General features: G+C 45.2%; 22 protein-coding genes and 1 other RNA gene. 15 read left to right on the plus strand and 8 right to left on the minus strand.

Annotation, left to right across the window (positions count from 1 at the left end; all coding sequences use genetic code 11):
- Positions 1 to 105 precede the first annotated feature (105 nt).
- Together B0180_RS08900 and ssrA are read left to right on the plus strand one after the other, a co-directional pair.
- On the plus strand, positions 106 to 948 hold the full coding sequence (locus B0180_RS08900; protein ID WP_078256594.1) for a WG repeat-containing protein: 843 nt from the start codon (positions 106 to 108) through the stop codon (positions 946 to 948).
- Between the two features lie 28 nt (positions 949 to 976).
- Positions 977 to 1335, plus strand: a transfer-messenger RNA (tmRNA) gene (gene ssrA / locus B0180_RS08905).
- Positions 1336 to 1521: 186 nt separating this feature from the next.
- Here the strand turns inward: ssrA and B0180_RS08910 are convergent.
- Entirely contained in the window at positions 1522 to 3024 is a 1503-nt protein-coding gene (locus B0180_RS08910) for a YihY family inner membrane protein (RefSeq protein WP_078256595.1), read from the minus strand.
- A 223-nt stretch (positions 3025 to 3247) separates the two neighbouring features.
- Between B0180_RS08910 and wrbA the strand changes: the two genes are divergently transcribed.
- On the plus strand, positions 3248 to 3853 hold the full coding sequence (gene wrbA / locus B0180_RS08915; protein WP_078256596.1) for an NAD(P)H:quinone oxidoreductase: 606 nt from the start codon (positions 3248 to 3250) through the stop codon (positions 3851 to 3853).
- Positions 3850 to 4272, plus strand: a complete 423-nt coding sequence (locus B0180_RS08920; RefSeq protein ID WP_078256597.1) for a hypothetical protein — start codon at positions 3850 to 3852, stop codon at positions 4270 to 4272. The genes wrbA and B0180_RS08920 overlap by 4 nt, the downstream gene beginning before the upstream one ends.
- Before the next feature lie 44 nt (positions 4273 to 4316).
- Here the strand turns inward: B0180_RS08920 and B0180_RS08925 are convergent, their stop codons facing one another.
- Complete coding sequence (locus B0180_RS08925) at positions 4317 to 5000, minus strand: DUF3108 domain-containing protein (protein ID WP_208609400.1); 684 nt, start codon at positions 4998 to 5000, stop codon at positions 4317 to 4319.
- Between the two features lie 284 nt (positions 5001 to 5284).
- On the opposite strand from B0180_RS08925, the gene B0180_RS08930 reads away from it, so the two are divergent.
- The 9 genes from B0180_RS08930 to ubiM all read left to right on the plus strand — a co-directional run bounded on the left by B0180_RS08930 (position 5285) and on the right by ubiM (position 13161).
- Positions 5285 to 5599 carry a co-chaperone GroES gene (locus tag B0180_RS08930; protein WP_167366943.1) on the plus strand — a complete coding sequence of 105 codons (315 nt, stop codon included), beginning with the start codon at positions 5285 to 5287 and terminating at the stop codon, positions 5597 to 5599.
- Positions 5600 to 5653: 54 nt separating this feature from the next.
- Entirely contained in the window at positions 5654 to 7282 is a 1629-nt protein-coding gene (groL, locus tag B0180_RS08935) for a chaperonin GroEL (RefSeq protein WP_078256599.1), read from the plus strand.
- 169 nt (positions 7283 to 7451) lie between these two features.
- Complete coding sequence (locus tag B0180_RS08940) at positions 7452 to 7946, plus strand: hypothetical protein (RefSeq protein ID WP_078256600.1); 495 nt, start codon at positions 7452 to 7454, stop codon at positions 7944 to 7946.
- A gap of 108 nt (positions 7947 to 8054) precedes the next feature.
- The gene (gene lgt, locus B0180_RS08945; protein WP_078256601.1) at positions 8055 to 8933 is read left to right on the plus strand and encodes a prolipoprotein diacylglyceryl transferase; all 879 of its coding nucleotides are present in this window, start codon (positions 8055 to 8057) and stop codon (positions 8931 to 8933) included.
- A complete protein-coding gene (locus tag B0180_RS08950; protein WP_078256602.1) occupies positions 8930 to 9769 on the plus strand; it encodes a thymidylate synthase in 840 nt (279 codons plus the stop codon). Before lgt ends, B0180_RS08950 begins: the two co-directional genes overlap by 4 nt.
- The gene (locus B0180_RS08955; protein WP_078256603.1) at positions 9766 to 10287 is read left to right on the plus strand and encodes a dihydrofolate reductase; all 522 of its coding nucleotides are present in this window, start codon (positions 9766 to 9768) and stop codon (positions 10285 to 10287) included. Before B0180_RS08950 ends, B0180_RS08955 begins: the two co-directional genes overlap by 4 nt.
- Positions 10288 to 10335: 48 nt before the next feature.
- Entirely contained in the window at positions 10336 to 11379 is a 1044-nt protein-coding gene (locus tag B0180_RS08960; RefSeq protein ID WP_078256604.1) for an FAD:protein FMN transferase, read from the plus strand.
- Between the two features lie 73 nt (positions 11380 to 11452).
- Positions 11453 to 11899 (plus strand): hypothetical protein, encoded by a 447-nt coding sequence (locus B0180_RS08965; protein WP_064620725.1) that lies wholly within the window; start codon positions 11453 to 11455, stop codon positions 11897 to 11899.
- A 65-nt stretch (positions 11900 to 11964) separates the two neighbouring features.
- Positions 11965 to 13161: a 5-demethoxyubiquinol-8 5-hydroxylase UbiM gene (gene ubiM, locus B0180_RS08970; protein WP_078256605.1), complete on the plus strand. Its 1197-nt coding sequence runs from the start codon at positions 11965 to 11967 to the stop codon at positions 13159 to 13161.
- A 580-nt stretch (positions 13162 to 13741) separates the two neighbouring features.
- On the opposite strand, the gene xerA is transcribed toward ubiM, so the two are convergent.
- The 4 genes from xerA to lptM all read right to left on the minus strand — a co-directional run bounded on the left by xerA (position 13742) and on the right by lptM (position 17375).
- Positions 13742 to 14722, minus strand: a complete 981-nt coding sequence (gene xerA / locus B0180_RS08975; RefSeq protein ID WP_078256606.1) for a site-specific tyrosine recombinase/integron integrase — start codon at positions 14720 to 14722, stop codon at positions 13742 to 13744.
- Positions 14722 to 15621 (minus strand): diaminopimelate epimerase, encoded by a 900-nt coding sequence (gene dapF / locus B0180_RS08980; RefSeq protein WP_078256607.1) that lies wholly within the window; start codon positions 15619 to 15621, stop codon positions 14722 to 14724. Before dapF ends, xerA begins: the two co-directional genes overlap by 1 nt.
- 267 nt (positions 15622 to 15888) lie before the next feature.
- Positions 15889 to 17196: a diaminopimelate decarboxylase gene (lysA, locus tag B0180_RS08985; protein WP_078256608.1), complete on the minus strand. Its 1308-nt coding sequence runs from the start codon at positions 17194 to 17196 to the stop codon at positions 15889 to 15891.
- A 41-nt stretch (positions 17197 to 17237) separates the two neighbouring features.
- Positions 17238 to 17375, minus strand: coding sequence for an LPS translocon maturation chaperone LptM (gene lptM, locus B0180_RS08990; RefSeq protein ID WP_227538685.1), 138 nt, complete (start codon positions 17373 to 17375; stop codon positions 17238 to 17240).
- A gap of 357 nt (positions 17376 to 17732) precedes the next feature.
- On the opposite strand from lptM, the gene B0180_RS08995 reads away from it, so the two are divergent.
- Both B0180_RS08995 and pta read left to right on the plus strand, forming a co-directional pair.
- Positions 17733 to 18917, plus strand: a complete 1185-nt coding sequence (locus B0180_RS08995; protein ID WP_049237136.1) for an acetate/propionate family kinase — start codon at positions 17733 to 17735, stop codon at positions 18915 to 18917.
- Between the two features lie 88 nt (positions 18918 to 19005).
- On the plus strand, positions 19006 to 20475 hold the full coding sequence (gene pta, locus B0180_RS09000) for a phosphate acetyltransferase (protein WP_078256610.1): 1470 nt from the start codon (positions 19006 to 19008) through the stop codon (positions 20473 to 20475).
- A 66-nt stretch (positions 20476 to 20541) separates the two neighbouring features.
- On the opposite strand, the gene B0180_RS09005 is transcribed toward pta, so the two are convergent.
- Both B0180_RS09005 and yaaA read right to left on the minus strand, forming a co-directional pair.
- Positions 20542 to 21417, minus strand: a complete 876-nt coding sequence (locus B0180_RS09005) for a pirin family protein (protein WP_078256611.1) — start codon at positions 21415 to 21417, stop codon at positions 20542 to 20544.
- 160 nt (positions 21418 to 21577) lie between these two features.
- Positions 21578 to 22354 (minus strand): peroxide stress protein YaaA, encoded by a 777-nt coding sequence (gene yaaA / locus B0180_RS09010; protein ID WP_078256612.1) that lies wholly within the window; start codon positions 22352 to 22354, stop codon positions 21578 to 21580.
- Positions 22355 to 22393: the final 39 nt, after the last annotated feature.

Here is a 22393-nt window from a genome sequence, read left to right on the forward strand (position 1 = left end):
CCTTGTATTTTCATATCATCAAACTCAATCATGGTGATGGTAATTTGATGGTTTTTATGCCAAAATAGCTGCTTAAAAATTTGCGCTCAGATTGAGATTATAGTCATGAATATCAAACCTACCATAACCATACTACCGATCATCGCTTTGATGATGGCTGTGCCTACTTTGGCAAATACCATCAGCACGCACAGCTTTGATGACGATGATTTGCCGGCTTGTGCTGCCACGCCGCTGCCAGAAGATGCTGAATTTGCTACCATTGATTCTGATTGTGGCTATTCTGAAGGGCTTGCACCCATCGTCAAGGCGGGTAAATATGGCTATGTCGATTCAATAGGTAAGGTCGTGATTCCTGTGATCTATCAAGAGGCTTATCCTTTTAGTGATGGTTTGGCGCTGTACCGTCACCATGATAAATATGGCTACCTAAATAAATTTGGCAAAGTCGCCATCCACCCGCGGTTTACCGACGCTTGGGGATTTTGGGAAGGGCGTGCTAAGATCGAGCAGGACGGGAAATACGGCTTCATTGATACTTCTGGTAACATCGTGATACGCCCAAAATATGAGGTCGTTGGCGATTGGTTTGAAGAAGGTTTGGTGCTATTTAAACAAAAAGACAAATACGGATTTTTAGACAAATCTGGCAAAGTCGCCATCCGTCCACAGTTTGATTCTGCCAAAGACTTTTCAGAAGGTCTGGCAGCGGTGACGATGAAGTCTGGTCAAACTGATGAATATGGCGAGCCGCTGCATAAGTACGGCTTTATTGATAAGACGGGTAAGGTGGTGATTGATATTAAATACGATTTAGCCTACGATTTTTTGTCAGGTGCCGCTTATGTGGTTGATGGAGATGAGGCGTATTATATTGATAAATCTGGCAATAAAACTGTCATACCACGGTATATTGATCCTAAGATAGACAGCTTTCTTGACAAATAAGTCCTTGTCTGATATAGTGAAGAATCTGGGGGATGTTCTGGCTTCGACGCTGGTAGCGAAACCTAATGATGCATGTCAAGAGCGTGTGACTCTTGTAAATCAACATACATTTAAAATAGTCGCAAACGACGAAACTTACGCACTAGCAGCCTAAGGGCTGTTTGGGACGGCACAGATTGCCTTTGGTCTGGTTGCTCTCCCCGATGCGAACGCACAGAGGCTAGCCAAGATCAGCGTTGCGATGATATTGGCGAATCTTTTAGCAAATCGTCCAATCCATCCTGACTGTCGGTTCGGTGCGGATTAAAGCCATAGACAGAATCTAAGCATGTAGACTCATAGATGTAGTGCTGGCGGACGCGGGTTCAACTCCCGCCATCTCCACCAATCATTAAAAAAATCCTAAGTTAATCAATGACTTAGGATTTTTTATTGCCTAATTTATTCACACACAAGGTGGATGATGGTCATTTTTGAATCTCTATTTGTATCTTTTACGGTTTAAAAAACTAAAGATACAAAATCACCCCAGTTATCGCTGGGGTGATTTTAAGTAATTAAATCAATGAATGATCATTTGTCAATGATGCGTTTGATTTCATTAATATGCTGCTTATTTTTACCAAAGATATGACGCGCTTTTTTGAAGATGCGCAAGGCTTTGGTAAATTTGCTTTCTGTAAATGAGGCTTCGCCATCAGGAATGACGACCAGATTGCCCGACTCATCAATAGTACGGCGCGCGTTATTATCAAAGCCTTGGGTTTCGCCAATCTCGTCAGTATCTTCAGAAACGATACGGACAATCTCTTGTTTTTCACGCAGGGGCGCTGTTTCAAACAGTTTTGCTAAAGGCATGTCCAGCTCTTTGATGGCAGCGCTTTCAATTTGATCCAAGTGATGATACAGCTCAATGAACCAAGGATCGTAGTCTGCAGATTCCAACTGATCAAGCTCGCTACGAATGGGCAGCGGATACGGTAAGCTTTTATAAAATTGCCAAAAATTCACTGTGCTAAGATCGGTCTTTAGGATGTACTCATTATTCTTGGTTTCGGTAATAAAATCATTACTCACCAACTGATCTAAATAAATGCTCCATTTAGGCAGCTCTTTACGACCCAGCATACCACGCAGCTCATTTTCACTCACCACGTCACCATTTTGATAGCGTTTATAAGCCAAGTTCAGCATGTCCAAAATGCTCAGCAGCGGATGGCGGACAGGGACTTCTTTGGTATCAAAAATCGTCAAAGTATAGCTGATTTGCACACCCAAAAGAATGATATTCCAAGAAATATAAATCCATAATAAGAAAATCGGCAGAGCAGCAAAGGCGCCATAAATGGCTTCGTAGCTGGTGAAATTGTTCATTACTGTGCCGAAAATGTGCTTCACACTCTCAAAAAGTACCGCAGTGACAATACCTGCAATCGCAGCATTTTTAAATGGCACTTGAGCTTTGGGAATGAACCAATACAGTAAAATGAATCCAGAAGTCATTAGCGCAACTGAAATCAAATATGCCCAAATGCCCCAATCGATACCATAACCTGCGATTTGACGATTTAAAAAATCCACGCTTTGAATGGCACTAGATGCACCAAATGCCACCCCCAAAATCACAGGACCCAAAGTAATAATTGTCCAATAGCGAATGATGCTAGCAGCACCCCCTGAGCGCTCTTGGACGCGCCAGATTTTATTGAATGCGTGTTCAATGGTATTTAAGGTCATAATGGCGGTAACAAACAAACCTGCCACACCCACAAGCCCCAAATTGCTCGAATTTTCTGCAAAAGACTGAATATAACCTGCCACTTGATCACCAGCGGCAGGAAAAAGATTGTCAGAAATCATTTGCTGAACTTGTCCGCGTAACCCTTCTAAAGCAGGTACGCTTGAAAAAATCACCAAAATAACCGTCAGCATCGGCACAAGTGCAAGCAAGGTGGTATAAGTGAGACTGGCTGCTTTTTGCTGCGTATCGTCGTCAATGAAGTGGCGCACAAGCAAGCGTAAATACATAAACCAAGCGTGGTGCGCAAAAGGAAGTTTGTTTAAAAAATTTGCCATAATATCCAATTAAATGTTTATCACCCAATATCGCACTAGTGTAACAAATATTACGGCATATTACAGGCGAAGTTTTGTACAATTATGTATCAAAGTTTTAGAGTGTGTAAGTAGTTTTCATGGGATCACCAATAAATGTAGATGGATTTTAGGTAGTCAAGTTTGTTTATTTAAGATAAATCTTGTTATAATGCCAAACGATGCCAACTAAGATGATAAATTTATGACCATGCCTTATATACTTGTTTTATATGATACCAATAAACACGCTACCAAGCAGCTGGCTTATTTGATCGCCCAAGGGGTGACCGATACAGGTTTAAAAGCTGTCATTCGCCGAGTGCCTAAAGTCTCTTTGGTTACCGAACAGACGCAGCCTACCATTCCTGATGAGGGTGATTTGTATTGCACGGCAGATGAGCTGATCGGCTGTTCAGGTTTGGCGATGGGCAGTCCGACGCATTTTGGTAATATGTCGGCAAGTCTTAAGTATTTTTGGGATAATACCGTTTCAGCATGGCTGTCAGGTGAGCTACAAGGCAAGCCTGCTTGCGTTTTTACCACATCAGGCTCAATGCACGGCGGTCAAGAAAGTACGCTTTTGACGATGATGATCCCACTATTACATCATGGCATGCTGTTGATGGGACTGCCTTATGCGCATCCTGAGTTGTCCATGACGGCGCGCGGCGGCACGCCCTATGGTGCAAGCCATGTCTCGGGCGCGGAGCATCAGCATGTCATTACTCAAGACGAGCAGGCGCTAGCTATCGCTCAAGGTGTGCGTTTGGCGACGCTGGTCAAGCAGCTTCAAGCAGGCAGTCTATGAGAATCTCTAAACCCGCCAAACCTGCCGAACCGATACGCCAAGCGCTACGCCTGAGTTGGTATGCTTGGATATTGATTGCTTTGATTGTTTATCCTTTGACCGTCAGTTTAACTACAGGTGCTTCTGTGTGGGCAGGCGTCGGTGTGCAGCTTTTGGCATTGATCCCAGCTTTGATTTTTACGCCTTGGGTGCATCGAGGCACTTCTGCCTATGCGCTGATGTGGGCAAGTATGGTTTTATTGGTTTATTTGGGTGTGGGCGGCGTTTTGGCTTTGCTTCGAATTTATGAACAAGCACCAACAGCGGTCGGCATAATAAAGATAATTGAGTTTTTAATTTTACTGATGATTAATTATCAGTTATTTGTCTTACTCAAGCGTCTACCCGCGATGCACAAACAAATCAATCAAACCAAATAAAACAAGCCCTGTGAGTACAGGGCTTATTTTATAGATGTATTGGATTAATTGACCTTGGTCAGCTCCATAGAGATAATTTTGCCGTCCGTAGTTTGACTGACGCGCACTGGCAAGTAGTTTAAGCTTGGCGCAAGCCAAAAGCTGGTCGCGCGGTCGCGATCGTCATGGATGCGATCGATGCGCACAGTATCATAAGTACCCGCAGGCACGGTGATTTTGGTATTGCCCGCGCGGCGGAATTTGGTGGTTTCGATTTCGGTTTTTTTGACCAATTGATACGATCCACTGAATTTACCATTAATCAGATCTTGGCGAATCTGCGCCTCTAAACTTAGATCATCATAGGCTTGCCGCGGCATATTTAAAGTAGTGGCTTTGCCTTTATAGGTGCTGACCACCGATTTACCGGTATTATTAAAGCGGATACTGTGAGTATTGCCAATGCCCAAAATGCGTGCAGACATCGTTGATGAGCTTGGCAGGATGCGACCGTTAGATAGGCTAAAAGTCGCTTCTTGATTTAAGGTGGCAACGCCAGCGGCGCGAGCATTGACGGTATATTTATAGTTATTACCAGTCTTAGTCAGTGTGCGCGTCGCTGTGCCCGTTTTGCCATCAGCACTCACTCGATAGGTCGCTGAATAACCAGGCAAATCAGCCGCCACAGCTGCCACAGGCAGACCCACAAATGTAGAAGCGGCTAACAAAGTAATCAATGATTTTTTCAAAACTCTCTCCAAATATTAAGTCAATTCTTTTAGGTATGCTCATATAATGGACGTTTTTGTGATAATCTCAAGCCAAAATCTCGATCGCTTTGTCGTGTTTATGTCATCAATAATGCTTTGGCAGTAACAATTTGATACATTTATAAAGTGACAGCATTAAATCAATACCAGTCAATCAAATACAAAAAATTTTTGGAAAATGGCTTGAAATTTAGCAGCGCGACTCCAAAAAGCACACACAACTATTTTAATTTTTCCCTTGTAAAATCTTAGTTAACGGAGTGATTATGAAAATTCGTCCACTACATGACCGCATTGTTGTTCGTCGTACCGAAGAAGAGCAAAAAACCGCAGGCGGTATCCTGCTGCCAGGCTCAGCTGCCGAAAAACCACAACAAGGCGAGGTCATCGCTGTGGGCAAGGGTCAGCTTGTGGATAATTCCATAAACAGTATGTTTACAAATGGCTTGCGTCCTTTAGATGTCAAAGTCGGCGACAAGGTACTGTTTGGTCAGTACGCAGGTCAGACTGTCAAGATTGATGGCGAAGAGCTGCTAATCATGAAAGAAAGCGATGTATTGGGCGTATTGGAAGCCTAATATCACTATTTTAACAGTTAATATTTTAATTAAAATCAAAACTCGGAGTAAAACATGGCAAAAGATGTAAGCTTTGGCACAAGCGCTCGTGAAAAGATGATTGATGGCGTCAATATTTTGGCAGATGCTGTCAAAGTCACTTTGGGTCCAAAAGGACGCAATGTGGTGATCGATAAATCATTTGGCGCACCAACCATCACTAAAGACGGTGTGAGCGTCGCAAAAGAGATTGAGCTTGAAGATAAATTTGAAAATATGGGTGCGCAGCTGGTGCGTGAAGTCGCTGCAAAAACCAACGACGTGGCAGGTGACGGCACAACTACCGCAACTGTGCTTGCTCAAGCGATCTTGGTTGAAGGCATGAAAACTGTCGCAGCGGGCATGAACCCAATGGACCTTAAGCGTGGTATCGATAAAGCTGTACGCGCTGCTGTCGAAGAAATTCGCGCCATCTCAACACCTGCCAACGACCATAAAGCCATCGCACAAGTTGGCTCAATTTCAGCCAACTCAGACACCACCATCGGTGAGCTGATCTCTAAAGCGATGGAAACTGTTGGCAAACAAGGCGTGATCACCGTAGAAGAAGGGTCAGGTTTTGAAGATGCGCTTGAAGTGGTCGAAGGTATGCAGTTTGACCGTGGCTATATCAGCCCATACTTTGCCAATAAGCAAGACAGCTTAACTTGCGAATTTGACAATCCGTTCATTCTTTTGGTGGACAAGAAAATCTCAAATATCCGTGAGATTGTGCCTTTGCTTGAAAAAGTCATGCAAACCAGCCGTCCGCTATTGATCATCGCTGAAGATGTAGAAAACGAAGCTTTGGCAACATTGGTGGTGAACACCTTGCGCGGCGGCTTGAAGACCTGTGCAGTCAAAGCACCAGGCTTTGGCGATCGCCGTAAAGCCATGCTACAAGATATCGCCATCTTGACTGGCGGTGTGGTGATTTCTGAAGAAGTGGGCTTAAGCCTTGAGTCAGCTGAGATTGAACACCTAGGCACTGCTAAGAAAGTAACCATCGGTAAAGAAAACACCGTGATTGTTGATGGCGCAGGCGATAAAGCCGACATCGAAGCACGCGTAGAGTCAATCCGCCGTCAAGCCGAAGAGTCAACGTCTGATTATGATAAAGAAAAACTACAAGAGCGCGTGGCAAAACTGTCAGGCGGTGTTGCGGTGATCAAAGTTGGTGCGGCAACCGAAACCGAAATGAAAGAGAAAAAAGACCGTGTGGATGACGCCTTACACGCAACACGTGCAGCCGTTGAAGAAGGTGTGGTTCCTGGTGGTGGCGTGGCGCTTGTGCGTGCTTTGGGCGCGTTAAACGACCTAAAAGGTGATAACGAAGACCAAAACGCAGGCATCAACATCTTACGCCGCGCGATGGAAGCGCCACTTCGCCAAATCGTTACCAACGCAGGCGATGAAGCTTCTGTGATCGTCAATGAAGTCAAAAACGGCACTGGTAACTATGGCTATAACGCCGCATCAGGCGAATATGGTGATATGCTTGAAATGGGTATCTTAGACCCTGCCAAAGTGACTCGTTCAGCGCTAGAGCATGCAGCTTCTGTGGCAGGTCTTATGCTGACCACCGAAGTGATGATCACTGAAAAAGCAGCACCAGAAGCGCCGATGTCAGCTCCTGGCATGGGCGGTATGGGCGGCATGATGTAATTCACGCTTAGGCTTTTAAGTCTTAACCGTATCAAATCCCCAAAGGCAAACTGTCTTTGGGGATTTTTGATGGATATTAGGATAAATTATCCTTTTTGGTGAAGAATTTGTTATGATGAGCGTTTATTAGATGATTTATTTTGGATAATGACATATTAAGGATAATATGATGAAACATCGCTTGATTACGGTTGGCATAATCTGTCTTAGTGTGGTCAGCATGGGTATGAATGCTCATGCCAAGAGCATGCCTACGCTCAGCGCCCAAGAAAAGCTCATAGTGGGTACTTGGTTTTGTCAGTCAGATTATAAAGCTTCTGAATTTCATTTTAACTGGTATGGTTGGATTGAATATTTTGCTGATAAGACTTATACCACGCATCAGGTAGGTAGAGAGGCTTATTATGGAGGGATTACTGGTGTCGTGCGCTATAGCGATACTGGCACTTGGTCTGCCGATCGTGATAGATATACCTATATGGCTACCGAAGTCACCAAGCTTGATTACTCGCCCATTTTATCCATCATCCCTTATTGGCTTGAGTCTACTGAGTCTACAGGTGAGCGTTATACCATGCGCATTGAGAAGCTTGATAACGATGCCTTTATTTCTGTGGATGATGAGACAGCGCCGCCTCATCGAGTCGTTTGTCAGCGGATTTGACCAAAATGCGCTGTTTGGTGCGATAAATATAATTTCAAAAGTGCCACTTAGCAAAATCACCCAAAATCCGCTATAATAAGCGCAGTTTATTATGAGTATGGATAATATATGGCAATCGTTCATCCGCAGATTGATCCTGTCGCCTTAGATTTGGGCGTTGTTGAGCTGCATTGGTATGGCTTGATGTATTTGCTTGCCTTTGCGGCGGCTTATTTTTTGGCATGGGTGCGCACCAAATCACGAGCCGATTTTACCACTGAGATGGTGTCGGATTTGGTGTTTTTTGGTTCGGTGGGCGTCATTTTGGGCGGTCGCATCGGCTATGTGATTTTATATAATTTTAGTGAATTGATTGCCAATCCTTTGTACTTATTTCGAGTATGGGAAGGGGGCATGAGCTTTCATGGCGGCTTTGTGGGCGTACTGCTTGCCATGTGGTATTTTGCACACAAATATAAAAAAGCGCCTTTTACGGTACTTGATTTTATTGCCCCTTGTGTGCCGACAGGCTTATTCTTTGGCAGGATTGGTAATTTTATCAATGGCGAGCTTTGGGGCAGGGTATCTCATTCAGATGCGTCGCATTTGATGTATTTTCCGCAGGCTGCCAATGCAGATTTTGAGATGATTCAAGCCAATCCTGCCTTGCAGCAGATTGCTGCTGATATTGGTGGATATCTGCTTTTACCGCGCCATCCTTCTCAGTTGTATCAAGCAGCGACCGAAGGTATTTTATTATTCATTGTGCTTTGGTGGTTCAGCGCCAAGCCAAGACCGCGCTATGCGGTGTCGGCGATGTTTTTGCTGATCTATGGCTTGAGCCGTTTTACGACAGAGTTTTTCCGCCAGCCAGATGTGGGTTATGAGCTGATTTTTGGATGGATGAGTAAAGGTCAGCTGTACAGCCTGCCCATGATCGTCATCGGAGTGATTTTGATGGTGATGGCATATCAAAAACAGATTTATGATTGGAATAAAGCCAAATGAAGCAATATCTTGAATTATTACAGCATATTTTGGATCAAGGCGCGGACAAAGGCGACCGTACAGGCACAGGCACGCGTTCGGTCTTTGGCTATCAGATGCGCTTTGATTTGGCAAAAGGCTTTCCGCTGCTCACCACCAAAAAAGTGCACATGAAATCCATCACTCATGAGCTTTTATGGTTTTTAAAGGGTGAAACTAATACCGACTATCTGAGCGCCAATCAGGTGACGATCTGGGATGAATGGGCGACGCCAGAGCAGACGGCGCGATTTGGTAGGCAGGCGGGTGACTTAGGTCCAGTATATGGTCATCAGTGGCGAAATTTTGGCGCAACCAAAGATCATGATGGCTATAATGATGATGGATTTGATCAGATTTCGTGGCTTATCAATGAAATTAAGACCAATCCCAATTCGCGCCGTTTGATCGTATCAGGATGGAATCCGAGCGAAGCTGCCCAAGTGGCGTTGCCACCTTGCCATACTTTGTTTCAGTTTTTTGTGGTCGATGGTAAATTGTCTTGTCAGCTGTATCAGCGCAGCGCGGATGTGTTTTTGGGCGTGCCTTTTAATATCGCAAGTTATGCGTTATTAACGCATATGATCGCACAGGTATGCGATTTGCAGGTGGGCGAATTTGTGTGGACAGGCGGTGATACGCATCTTTACCAAAACCACTTTGAACAAGCCAAGCTTCAGCTAAACCGTGAGCCATTGGCGCTTTGCACGCTCAAGCTCAATCCAGCCGTCAAAGATATTTTTGAATTCACCTTTGACGATATTCAGATTGTCAATTATCACGCCCATCCAGCCATCAAAGCGGAAGTGGCAGTATGAGCGACGATATCAAAATTGTGCATGTTGTTGCGATGAGTCAAAATCGCGCCATTGGTAAGGACAATCAGCTGCTTTGGCACATCCCTGCTGATCTGCAGCATTTTAAGCGCATGACTGATGGTGGGGCGATCATCATGGGGCGTAAGACGTTTGAGTCGCTGCCCCGATTATTGCCAAATCGGGCACACTATGTCATCACGCGCCAGCCGATTCATTATGACGGCGCCATCACGGCTCAGTCACTTCAAGATGCCATCATGCTTGCCAAAGCTTATGCCCAGACTAAAGACCAAGATAAAATCTTTATCATCGGTGGCGGCGAGATATATGCCCAAAGCTTAGATATGGCAGATACACTCGAGATCACCGAAGTTGATACGGTCATTGAAGGGGATGCCTTTTATCCTGAGATTGATGAGAAATTCATAAAAACAGACGAAACGAAGGTTTTTGATTGTGATAAAAGTGGGCTTAGATTTCGCTTCACCACATGGCAAAAAAATATCACAGTAACCTAAAACCCATCCATTTAATTTTTGCTTAACTCATTTCAAAAGAGGCACACAATGCGCCACGCCCCCATAGCCATCATGACGGCTGTCATGCTGACGGCTTGTAGCCAGCAATCAACTTATCAGACCATCAGCGGCGAAACCATGGGCACAAGCTATCATATCCGTTTTGAACATGCGGATAATGCCAGTGATGCCGTAAAGATTCAAGCCACCATTGATGAGCGTCTCAAAGCCATCAATGACAGCATGTCCACTTACCAAGAAAATAGCACCATCAGCCGATTTAATCGCCTGCCTGCTGGCGAAAGCTTGATGATTGATGATGATTTTGTGCAGGTGCTTAGCGACAGCCTGACTGTCTATGAAGCATCGCACCATGCATTTGACCCAACGGTGTACCCTTTGGTTGAGCTGTGGGGATTTGGCAGTCGGATGAGCATTGAGCGCTTGCAATCACCGCCTAAGGCAGATGAGCTTGCCGATGCCAAGCGCTTGGTGGGGCTTGAAAAAGTGATGCTAAACGGGCATGAGCTGAGCAAAACAGTGGACGGTGTTGGGCTTGATTTTTCTGCCATCGCCAAAGGCTATGCGGTAGATGTGATCGCTGATACTTTGCATGATCATTATGGCGTTGTCAATTATATGGTAGAGATTGGTGGCGAGGTGGCGACTTTGGGCGTCAATGACAAAGGCAAGCCTTGGATGCTTGGCATTGATGCACCTGTTATTGATAGTAGCGTTGCCAGTAGATCTGTTTTGACCACTTTGACGCAGCCTGTCGGTGAGCCCATGCGTTTGGCGACATCGGGCGGCTATCGTAACTCAGTGGAGTATGATGGCGTGCGTTTTAGCCATACCATCCACCCTGTGTCAGGCGAACCTGTGGCAAATAATGCGCCCAGTGTGACCGTGCTGCATCAGACAGTGGCATTGGCAGACGCTTGGGCGACGGCTTTGACAGCATTGCCATACCCTGAGGCTTTGGCGCTTGCTGATGCTCAAGGTCTGATGGCGATGTTCGTGATTGAAAATTCAACCAAAACAGGCTTTGAAATCGTGCAAACAGCTTCAATGAAACAAAAATTTGCCAAATAGATCCTCGTCATTGCACGGATGGCACTTTTGAATTACAATAATGATCACGATTAAAAAAAACTGAAGGTTTGATATGGCTAATTTTTCACCCAGTATCAATTTTGCCAAGCGCTGGCTTGCCACACCGTCCGAAGCGCGCACTGCCATTTACCAAGAGCTTGATGATATTATTGATCTGCTTGACAGTGAGCTTTTGGTGAAGGATTTTCGTTTTCAGCACGAAGATTTTGATGCTGCTGTCGCCCAAGGTATGCAAAAAAACAGCGATTCTGCATCAGCCAACCGATTGATTCATACCATTGAGACCACTTCTTTGAAAGATGATGACGCCAAAGTGCTTGAGTCACCGAATGTCGATGAGCTAGAAGCTCGCTTGATTCAGAGCATGTCTGGGCAGATCGATGAATTTTTGGGTGAGCACATGGCTCAGCTTTCTGAAGATTTACGCGCTTGGGTAAAAGTGGCGGTGCGTCATGAACTGGCGAATTATCAGTCTGAAGAGCCGACTTCCCAAGAATAAATGATTAAAATAAAAACGACTTGCTTTGGCGATCTTGCTAAAGCCAATCTATGATAGAGAGATTTATGAGCGACAGTGCCCATCACAGTGACATTATTATCGTGGGAGCAGGTCCAGCAGGTCTTGCGTTTTGTCGATTTTTTAAGGGCAGCGATCTGCGTTTGACCCTGATCGAAAAAGCGCCATTGACAGCCTTACAAAACCCTGCTTACGATGGTCGCGAGATTGCTCTGACCAACACCTCCAAAGAAATTCTACAAAATTTGGGTGCTTGGCAAAGATTTAACCCTGATGAGATTTACCCCCTAAAAGATGCCAAGGTGTATAGTGGTCATCTAAACTATGCCCTGCATTTTCAAGTACCCAAATTGATGCACTTACAGCGTTCGCTGGATCGGCTTGGAAATTTAATTTCTAATCATAATATCAAAAAAGCACTGTACGATGAAGTGGCAACGATGGATAATGTCACGCTCATTACCGATGCGACCGTAACGGATGTCAATACAGATGATAATAAAGCCTGTGTGACCTTGATGGATGGCAGACAGCTACAGGCAGATCTTGTGATCGCTGCAGACAGCCGCCTATCTGGTGTGCGGCGTATGCTCGGCATTGGGGCGCAGATGCATGACTTTGGGCGTACCGTCATTGTCTTTCGTGTCACCCATCCGCTGTCAAACCATGCCACTGCCCAAGAGTGCTTTTTATATGGTCGTACTTTGGCGCTGCTGCCACTGAATGATACGATGACCAACTGTGTCATCACCCTCGATAATACGCAAGCAGATGAGCTATTAAAACTTAGCCCTGAGCAGCTGGCTCACGAAGCCCAAAGAATGTTTGGTGATCGATTTGGTGCATTTACCATCGCTGGTAGTGTGCACCATTACCCACTGATGGGCGTGCATGCACATAGGTTCAATGCCAATCGGGCAGCGCTTATAGGTGACGCAGCGGTAGGCATGCATCCTGTGACTGCGCACGGCTATAACCTGGGTCTGCTCAGCGCCAACACTTTGGCGCCGCTGATTTTGCAGGCGCACCGCCGTGGCTTGGATATTGGCTCAAATCAGCTGCTATCTACCTATAATTGTCGCCATCAGGCGCACACCAGACCCTTATATCATGGCACCAATGCGATGGTAACCTTGTTTACAACCGATACGCCGCCCATGCGTGCGGTGCGTGATTTGGCTTTGCGCGTCAGTAATAACCTTCCCCCAGTCAAGCACTGGATCGCCAAACAACTCGTGGGTTAAACTGCCCAGTTCTGACACTGCCATAGCTACTAAAAAGGTCAAAATGATTAGATTTTGACCTTTTTGCTTCAATATCGACCTAGATATGCTGTGGATAAGCCTGTGGATAGTTTGTGTATAAAGTATCTTTATAATAATATCCAAATCTATATTATGACAATCGCGTGAAACAAGGCGTTCTATATTATCGTTATTTTATCATTTTAACTAATAAAAAATTTAATATAACTATATCATTTAAACTGATGAATAGGCTTATCCTTGGGTTTATAAGGCTTAGCAGGGTTTTCCCCATAAACTGTGGATAACTTAAGATACTGAGCTGATTTATGATAAGTAAAGCAAGTCGTATCAAGCGATGACATAGAATTGAACAAAATTTAATCAAATTGTAATTTTAAAAATAATATGATAAAAATCAATAATTTATAAAATTTTTGTTTGACAGTTTGATGAAATATTGACAAAATTTTCAAAATATTATCCGAAATTTTTTGATAAAAAGGTTTCACGATATCAATAAAATTTTGTGGAAAAAATTGTGGATAACTTTGAAAATTAGACTGTTAAGCCATGATGATTACTTTGAGCGATGCGCACGGGGATGGGCATGATCATAGACTCTCGTGAGTGCGCCAAAGTCAACATGCGTGTAGATTTGAGTGGTGCTGATATTTTGGTGACCAAGCATCTCTTGAATGGCGCGTAGATCGCCGCTGGATGACAGCACATGAGAAGCGAAGCAGTGACGCAGCATGTGCGGGTACATATTCAGCTCAATACCTGCCATGGCGGCGCACGCTTTTAGGCGAAGCTGTATCGCGCGCGTACTCAGGCGAGTGCCGTGGCGTTCACTGATAAACAGCGCATCCGAATTTTGTTCTTGCCATAAGTCGCGATGGGGCAGGTAGTCTTGAAGGGCGATGAGGGCCTTTTTGCCGACAGGGACTTGGCGAGTTTTGTTGCCTTTACCTAATACGCGTACGATGCCGGTGTCAAAATTAACATCACCCACATTTAAGCCTGCAAGCTCAGACAGACGAAGTCCGCTACTATACATCAGCTCAAACATTGCCTTATCGCGTACCCACAAGCGCGCCTTGGCTGCATCTTCGGGCATTTTTTGGTCAAGTAGCTGCTGTATGAGCATCTCGTCAGCGACAGTGGGCAGTTTTCGAGGTGCGGATTTGATTTTATAGCCGGTGGCGGGGTTGGATGCAAGAGCGCCTTGCTTGATCAAAAATTGATAAAAAATCCGAATGGCAGATAGGCTAAGCTTGGCACTGATTGGTTTTATTTGTGCTTCTTCTAAACGGGTGCCAAAAAATCGGATCAGGTCTTGGCGGCGGCAAGCCAATGGATCACCGTTAAGATATTTGTCAGACGCCACAAAATTTAAAAACTGTATCAAGGCTGTTTGATAAGTTTTGATGGTGCGCTCAGAGTAATTTTGTAGTCTTAGCTCATCACACCAAGATGATAAATAACCCCAAGCAGCTGAGTTTGGGTCTGCTTGGGGACTAGGATGGGTGGGCGCGACGAGATGCGACAGCCTGCTCATCAGTAAACATCATCCGCATTTGGATCAAGCTTGATGCCGGCAGATGCCGCCAAACCATCTGGGCTAAATACACCTTCATATACAAAGGCAGTCGGTCCAGTCATAATCAAAGAGTAGCCATCTTGCCAACGAATCGCCAAGCTACCGCCGTATAACTGAGCGCGAATATCCACCCCTTCATCCAGCCAGCCTTCACGAATACCTGTCGCAACAGAAGCACAAGCGCCCGTACCACAGGCTTGGGTTTCGCCGACACCGCGCTCATAGACGCGAATTCGCACATGACGCTGATTGATCACTTGGACGAAGTTGACATTGACTCTTTCGGGAAATGCTTCGTGCGACTCGATGAGCTTACCCAATCTTTCTACATCGGCAGTCAAGACATCATCGACCTTGATGATCGCGTGCGGATTGCCCATGTTGGCGACATACAGCTGAACTGGTGTGCCATCGACATCCAAGCGATAAGCGCGACCGACTTTTGTGATGGTTTTTGGGGTGAAGGGAATTTGGTCAGGCTCAAATTTGGGCTTACCCATGTCTACTTGTACCCAGCCATAGCGATCGGTGCTTAAGACGATGACGCCGCTTGAAGTTTCGACGCGTAAGCGCTGCTTAAAAGACAGTTTTCTGGCTTGTACAAATGAAGCAAAACACCGAGCGCCGTTTCCGCATTGGGAGACTTCAGAACCATCTGCATTGAAAATCCGATATTTAAAATCAATATCTGGACGACTTGGTGGCTCAACAATTAATAATTGATCAAATCCCACTCCAATCCGTCGATCGGCAAGTAGGCGAATTAGTTCGGGAGTCAGTGTCATGCGCTGGGTAACCAGATCAATCACCATGAAATCGTTGCCCAGTCCATGCATTTTTGTAAATTCTATGAGCATTGGTCTGTCCTTATTTTTATTTATACCACTTGTATCTTAACATGAAAACAGCGTGGTGGCTAATGATTTTATGGGGATGATTGATGAAAAATAAATGACAATATTGGACAGTATTAGTTTAATATTGTCCATAAAATTTAATAAAATTATTAAAAAATTAATATCAATAACTTGCATTGAATCAGTCATTAAAAGCTTGGGATATCAGCCTTGATTGGGGAATCAAAAAATGCCCTGAAAATTCAGAGCATTTGTCATGGGTGTGATTTAGATGAGTTCATCTTTCCACAGATCATCGAGCACTTCACGCTTACGAATCAGGCGATGATCGCCACGATTCACCATGACCTCGCAGGGTCTTGGGCGAGTGTTGTAGTTACACGCCATACTAAACCCATACGCGCCCGCACCCGTCACTGCCAAGACATCACCAACTTGTAAAGACAAAGCCCGATCTTTGCCCAAAAAGTCGCTAGATTCACAGACTGTACCAACGACATCCCAAGTTTTGACAGCGTCTTCATTCAGCTTGGCGGGAATGATCGCCATCTGTGATTCATACAGCGCGGGGCGAATCAGCTCACTCATCGAAGCATCAACGATGGCAAAGTTTTTAAATTCGGTGGGCTTAAGTACATCTACAGTTGTCAAAAGTACGCCCGCATTTGCGACCAAACTGCGACCTGGCTCTAAATACAGCTTTAAGCCAAGCTGCTTTAAGCGCGGTAGTAGCACCTTTGCAACCTGCTCAACACTCACAGGATTTTCATCAATGTAGCGTACGCCCAAGCCGCCGCCAAGATCAATGTGCTGAAGCGTAATGCCATTGTCGGTTAGGGTGTCGATCAGCTCAATCAATTTATCCAACGCATCAGAAAATCCATCAGCGTCCAGTAGCTGTGAGCCAATATGGCAATCGATCCCAACGATCTTAAGATGTGACAAACCATGCGCGTATAAATAGGCATCCACCGCTTGTTCATGACTGATGCCAAATTTATTATCTTTCATGCCAGTTGAGATATAAGGGTGAGTTTTGGCATCAACATCTGGATTGATACGAAGCGAAATGCGCGCCGTTTGGTTGAGTCGACTTGCTACCTCATTAATGGTATCAAGCTCGCTTAAAGCTTCTACATTGAAGCAATGAATGTCTGCCTTGAGCGCATATTCAATGTCATCTGCCGTCTTGCCGACGCCAGAATACACGACCTTTTTGGCATCGGTTACCTGAAGCACGCGAGCCAGTTCACCTTTTGAGACGATGTCAAACCCTGCACCTGCTTCAGCCAGTGTTTTTAGGATGGCAAGATTTGAGTTGGCTTTGACGGCATAGCAAATCTGATGATCAATGTCCTCAAAAGCATCAATGTAGCTTTGATAATTGTCCAAAAGCGAGCGCTGTGAATACACATACAAAGGCGTGCCATAGACTTCTTTGAGTGTGTGAACACTGACACCATCAAAATGCAAAGTATCGTCACTGTACTCAAAATACGGCAAAGCGTTTGCCAAGCCTCGGGCGTCAATGTGCAGTGCGCCATCTTGATGATGGCTGACAGGGCTAAAAGTCATAATAGTATCCTAAAATTTTAAATAAAAATATCCAATACTTTTTAGTAGTCATTGATATCGTCGCTGACGGGTGCGGGCTCAATCACTGGCGTGCTGTCATCTGGCAGGTACAATGGACCTTTTTGACCACAAGCCGAAAGCAAAATCATCATTAAAGATAAGCTAAATACATTTTTCATCATGTTCATAAATCATCAAGTCCATTAGTGCGCTTGGTCATACAAGCCAAATCTTAACTCAAACAAAGTCGCTCATTCGCCGAACATTTTAGCACAACAGCAAAGCCTTGGGCGATCAATTCAGCTTAATATGACAAAAATCGGTGCCTGCTTTGGTGTGAGCGGTCGGCAGATGTGGGTTTGGATCACTAAGCAGATTGTGTGATTCATACATGATTATGAGCATAGATTTAATTTCAAAAAATTGTATTTACTACTTGACAATAGGGGTGGTCACAGGTTAATTTAGTGGGAATTTTGAGATAAAATTTTTTGTTGGCAATCAACACAATAGACGCAGTATATCAAGGAGCGTACATGAGCTTAGCAAATCCCACTTTGGTTCTAAATTGTGGTTCTTCATCAATCAAATATGCACTTATCAGTGAAGATGGCGAGAGCCGCATTGAGGGCTTAGCGGAAGGTTTGGGCAATCCTGAAGCTCGCATTAAGCATAAAAACCTAGAGGGTGAAGCGACAGTGATTGAAATCCCAAACGGTGTTCATGCTGACGCGCTCAAAGTCATCTTAGAAGATCTGATCAAAGAGCATCAGCCTGTGGCTGTGGGTCATCGTGTGGTGCATGGTGGCGACAAATTTAAATCTGCCACTGTGATTGATGAAGAAGTGCTATCGACCATTGAGGCATTGACAAGCCTAGCACCGCTACACAATCCTGCAAACGCCGCAGGCATCCAAGCGATCAACGCCATTTACCCTGATTTGCCGCAGGTGGCAATTTTTGATACCGCCTTTCATCAAACCATGCCTGAACATGCTTATCGCTATGCAGTGCCAAAAAATCTGTACACAGAGCATCAAATCCGCCGTTATGGCTTTCATGGCACTTCGCATGCGTTTGTCTCAAATCGCGCCAGCCAAATCACAGAGACTGATGGCGTGCATGGTTGGATCGTTGCTCATTTGGGTAATGGCTGCTCTGCGACTGCCGTTTACGATGGTAAAAGCTTAGATACTTCAATGGGCATCACGCCGCTAGAAGGGCTGATGATGGGCACGCGCTCAGGGGATGTTGACCCAAGCTTGCACATTCATTTAAATCGTACATTGGGCTTATCATTAGAAGAAGTTGATACCTTGCTTAATAAAAAATCAGGTCTACTGGGCGTGTCGGGCATCTCTAATGACATGAGAAATTTGGAGGCTGCCGATAAAGAAGGCAATGCAGATGCACGCTTGGCGCTTGATATGTTTGCTTATCGTACAGCCAAATATATCCTAAGCCTGACCGCAGCACTGCCTGAGTTTACAGGGATTGCATTTACTGGTGGTGTGGGCGAAAATGCTACCGAGATGCGCGCGAATATTGTTAAGCACTTAAAGCATTTGGGTGCAAAAATTGACACCGCCAAGAATGATGAACTAAAGCGCGGCGCTGAAGGCAGCTTCCACGCTGAAGATTCATCCATTGAACTTTGGGTGATTCCAACTGATGAAGAATACCAAATCGCCAGCGAAAGCCGCGCGGTCTTGGGACTATAATGAGTTATGAATACTTCAATAACCGTTCAAGCAGTTGAGCGGTTTTTGTGTTAATATCAATCAATCAGATAATTTATTAAGGGTACATATGAAAGCACTGTTATTGGTTCCGACATTTGACACAGCAAATTTTTCATCCATCGCAGAAAATTTTGCCAAAAGCGTGGGTGCAGCTTACCTTGCGCCATTTGATGGCGAGGGCGAAGGTCAGCTAAGAGCGGCAATCAGCGAAGGTCAGCTTGATGAGCTGCTTGAAAAAGTGGTTGCTAGCCAAAGTGCTGAGCTGACGGTCGTTAAGGGTCTGGCTGCTGGGTCAAACGCACCGTATGCCAGCTTGGTCAATCGCGATTTGGCAAATGGTTTGGATGCTGACGTCGTATTTGTTAGCCAAAATGCTGAAGAGCTTGCGGTATTTGCTGCTGGCTTTGGCGGTCTTAAGTCTGAGCGTGTGCTCGGTGTGATTTCAGCAGGCTTGGGCGAATTTGAGGTGCCTGTTTGGGCAACCGCTGAGGGTGCAGAGCTTACGATCAATGAAGAGATTGTCAAAAACTATCAAGCAGCACCACGAGTCAAAAAACTCTCGCCATACGCGTTTCGTAACCAAGTCGTCCAAAAAGCCCAATCAGCCAAAAAACGCATCGTTTTGCCAGAAGGTGATGAGCCTAGAACCATCGAGGCTGCAGCGATTTGCCAAAGCCGCGGCATTGCCCAGTGTGTGCTTTTGGGTGAGCGAGACAAGATCGAAGCTGTTGCGGCAGAGCGCGGCGTAGGCTTACCAAGCGATATTGAAATCATTGAGCCTGCCAGTGTTGCAGATCAATATGTGGCACCAATGGTTGAGCGCCGCAAGGGCAAAGTGGATGAAGCAGGCGCGCGTACGGCACTGCAAGATACGGTAGTTTTGGGTACCATGATGCTACACATGGGTGATGTTGATGGCTTGGTTTCAGGTGCTGTCCATACGACGGCTGACACCATTCGCCCTGCGTTTCAGCTGATCAAAACGGCGCCGCAATATAGCCTGGTCTCCAGTGTTTTCTTTATGCTGCTACCAGAGCAAGTCGTGGTGTATGGCGACTGCGCGGTTAATCCAAACCCAACTGCCGAGCAGCTTGCTGAGATCGCCATTCAGTCTGCCGAATCAGCCAAAGCCTTTGGCATTGATCCAAAAGTTGCCATGATCAGTTACTCTACCATGAACTCAGGTTCGGGCGAAGATGTTGATACGGTCAAAGCAGCAGTACAAATTATCCGCGAAAGAGCACCGCAGCTAAAAGTGGATGGACCGCTACAATTTGACGCCGCGACTGTCAAAAATGTCGGTAAACAAAAGGCGCCGAATTCAGAAGTCGCAGGCGAAGCAAATGTACTGATTTTCCCTGATCTCAATACAGGAAACACGACTTATAAAGCCGTTCAGCGCACCGCTGATGTCATCAGTGTTGGTCCGATGCTTCAGGGTTTGAATAAACCTGTGAATGATTTGTCGCGTGGCGCTTTGGTGGATGACATTGTTTATACGATTGCTCTGACCGCCATCCAAGCCATTGGCGAATAAACGCTTAATATGGTGATCAATCAACCTAAAATCCCCAAGATGATACTTGGGGATTTTAAGTCTTTGTTATGAGCGTACAGGAATTTGACCAAATTTGCCACTTTGAACATCATGCATGGCTTGTAAGATTTCTTCTCGAGAATTCATCACAAAAGGTCCATAGCCCACGATTGGTTCATTCAGCGGCTCACCGCTTAAGATCAGAATTTTTGCGTCATTATTGGCGACAATTTTAACATCACTGCCACCTCGATGAAACGTAACCAATTCAGCCGATCGAGCGATGTGATCTTCATTAATTTGAATCGTGCCCTCTAAGACTAGCACCAACAAATTATGGCTCTCAGGAATGGTAAAAGTGTGCTGATGACCCGCTTTTAGGCGCACATCCCATAAATTGACTGGGCTAAATGTGCTCGCCGCCCCTTGAGTGCCATCCAGCTCTCCTGCGATGAGGCGAGCGATGCCAGCACCCTGTAGGTCGACTTCTGGGATTTGGGCTTTGGTAATGGCTTGATATCTTGGCGCGGTCATTTTATCTTTGGCAGGTAGATTGACCCACAGCTGCACCATCTCAAAGATGCCGCCTGCCTTTGAAAATGCTTCAGAATGAAATTCCTCGTGCATCAAACCTGCGCCTGCGGTCATCCACTGCACATCACCCGTGCCAATCACACCGCCGCCGCCAGCAGAATCGCGATGCTCAACTTCGCCTTGATAAGCGATGGTGACCGTCTCAAACCCGCGATGGGGGTGCTCTCCCACACCGCGATGGGTAGTGCTGGCATTTGCAGGAAAGCTTTGAGGGGCGGCATAATCCATCATCAAAAACGGATCCAAATTCTTATGCGTTTCTTGATAATTGAACATGCTATGTACGTGAAAGCCATCACCGACCCAATGCTTATTAGGTGCTGAATAAACTTTGGAGACTTGTTTCATGAGTATTCCTAATATAATAATGAGATTATTGTTAATATATGGGCTTTCATCATAAAATAAACCTCAAGTTTGGCAAGTTTATGTTCTAAAAATGCAAAGATAAATAGGCAAAATCACAAAGGCGCTATGACGGTCGGTAGGTCGTTGCCTTGACTATCAACTACACCTCATCACGCCGAAATACCCAGTTGTCCTCATCGCTGAGTTCGGGGACAAAATAATACCCCTCAGAATCAAAGTTTTTTAGATCTTCAGCGTTGGTTAATTGATGCTTAGCCGCATAGTTCACCATGAGTCCACGTGCTTTTTTGGCATAAAAACTGACCACTTTATACTTGCCGTTTTTTTGATCTTCAAAGCGAGGTGTGATAATGCGCCCCTCGATCTTGCTTGGATTAACTGCGCTGAAATATTCATTTGACGCCAAATTGACCAAGACTTGATCTGACTGCTTTAGGTGCTGATTGATTTGATCGGTAATTTTATCGCCCCAAAATTGATATAAATTATCCGCCTTGGCTGTCTTAAACTTAGTGCCCATCTCAAGGCGATAAGGCAGCATCAAGTCCAGCGGTCTAAGCAAGCCATAAAGCCCTGATAAAATACCCAATCTGTCATTAAGGTAGCCGATCTCATTTTTATCAAGATGATAGGCGTCCAAGCCTGTATAAACATCGCCTGCAAATAAATAAATCGCAGGCTTGGCATCTTCGCCAAAGGGATAAGCCCAGCGCTGATTACGATCGACATTAAGCTCGGCGATTTTGGCGGATACACCCATCAATTCTTGAAAGTCAATGACATCGCAATCTTTGAGTGACTGCATTAAGGTGATAGCGTCATCAATGAGCGCAGGCTCGCTGTATTGATCAGCAAGGGATAGCGGAACGGGAGTTTTTTCGTCAAGATTTTTGGCAGGGGATAATAAAAAAAACATAATTGGCTCTTTTTCATGATCAGTGTATCTATACACAAA

Origin of the sequence: Moraxella canis (assembly GCF_002014965.1) — a bacterium.
GTDB classification, from domain to species: Bacteria; Pseudomonadota; Gammaproteobacteria; order Pseudomonadales; family Moraxellaceae; genus Moraxella; species Moraxella canis.

What these genes read in the sequence shown, in the direction of transcription:
- B0180_RS08950 (WP_078256602.1), top strand. Translation starts at nt 8,930, where the DNA reads ATGAAGCAATATCTTGAATTATTACAGCATATTTTGGATCAAGGCGCG.
- B0180_RS08960 (WP_078256604.1), top strand. Translation starts at nt 10,336, where the DNA reads ATGCGCCACGCCCCCATAGCCATCATGACGGCTGTCATGCTGACGGCT.
- pta (WP_078256610.1), top strand. Translation starts at nt 19,006, where the DNA reads ATGAAAGCACTGTTATTGGTTCCGACATTTGACACAGCAAATTTTTCA.
- B0180_RS08900 (WP_078256594.1), top strand. Translation starts at nt 106, where the DNA reads ATGAATATCAAACCTACCATAACCATACTACCGATCATCGCTTTGATG.
- lptM (WP_227538685.1), bottom strand. Translation starts at nt 17,375, where the DNA reads ATGAAAAATGTATTTAGCTTATCTTTAATGATGATTTTGCTTTCGGCT.
- B0180_RS08995 (WP_049237136.1), top strand. Translation starts at nt 17,733, where the DNA reads ATGAGCTTAGCAAATCCCACTTTGGTTCTAAATTGTGGTTCTTCATCA.
- B0180_RS08955 (WP_078256603.1), top strand. Translation starts at nt 9,766, where the DNA reads ATGAGCGACGATATCAAAATTGTGCATGTTGTTGCGATGAGTCAAAAT.
- dapF (WP_078256607.1), bottom strand. Translation starts at nt 15,621, where the DNA reads ATGCTCATAGAATTTACAAAAATGCATGGACTGGGCAACGATTTCATG.
- groL (WP_078256599.1), top strand. Translation starts at nt 5,654, where the DNA reads ATGGCAAAAGATGTAAGCTTTGGCACAAGCGCTCGTGAAAAGATGATT.
- B0180_RS08940 (WP_078256600.1), top strand. Translation starts at nt 7,452, where the DNA reads ATGAAACATCGCTTGATTACGGTTGGCATAATCTGTCTTAGTGTGGTC.
- B0180_RS08920 (WP_078256597.1), top strand. Translation starts at nt 3,850, where the DNA reads ATGAGAATCTCTAAACCCGCCAAACCTGCCGAACCGATACGCCAAGCG.
- lysA (WP_078256608.1), bottom strand. Translation starts at nt 17,196, where the DNA reads ATGACTTTTAGCCCTGTCAGCCATCATCAAGATGGCGCACTGCACATT.
- B0180_RS08965 (WP_064620725.1), top strand. Translation starts at nt 11,453, where the DNA reads ATGGCTAATTTTTCACCCAGTATCAATTTTGCCAAGCGCTGGCTTGCC.
- B0180_RS09005 (WP_078256611.1), bottom strand. Translation starts at nt 21,417, where the DNA reads ATGAAACAAGTCTCCAAAGTTTATTCAGCACCTAATAAGCATTGGGTC.
- yaaA (WP_078256612.1), bottom strand. Translation starts at nt 22,354, where the DNA reads ATGTTTTTTTTATTATCCCCTGCCAAAAATCTTGACGAAAAAACTCCC.
- ubiM (WP_078256605.1), top strand. Translation starts at nt 11,965, where the DNA reads ATGAGCGACAGTGCCCATCACAGTGACATTATTATCGTGGGAGCAGGT.
- B0180_RS08910 (WP_078256595.1), bottom strand. Translation starts at nt 3,024, where the DNA reads ATGGCAAATTTTTTAAACAAACTTCCTTTTGCGCACCACGCTTGGTTT.
- lgt (WP_078256601.1), top strand. Translation starts at nt 8,055, where the DNA reads ATGGCAATCGTTCATCCGCAGATTGATCCTGTCGCCTTAGATTTGGGC.
- xerA (WP_078256606.1), bottom strand. Translation starts at nt 14,722, where the DNA reads ATGAGCAGGCTGTCGCATCTCGTCGCGCCCACCCATCCTAGTCCCCAA.
- wrbA (WP_078256596.1), top strand. Translation starts at nt 3,248, where the DNA reads ATGACCATGCCTTATATACTTGTTTTATATGATACCAATAAACACGCT.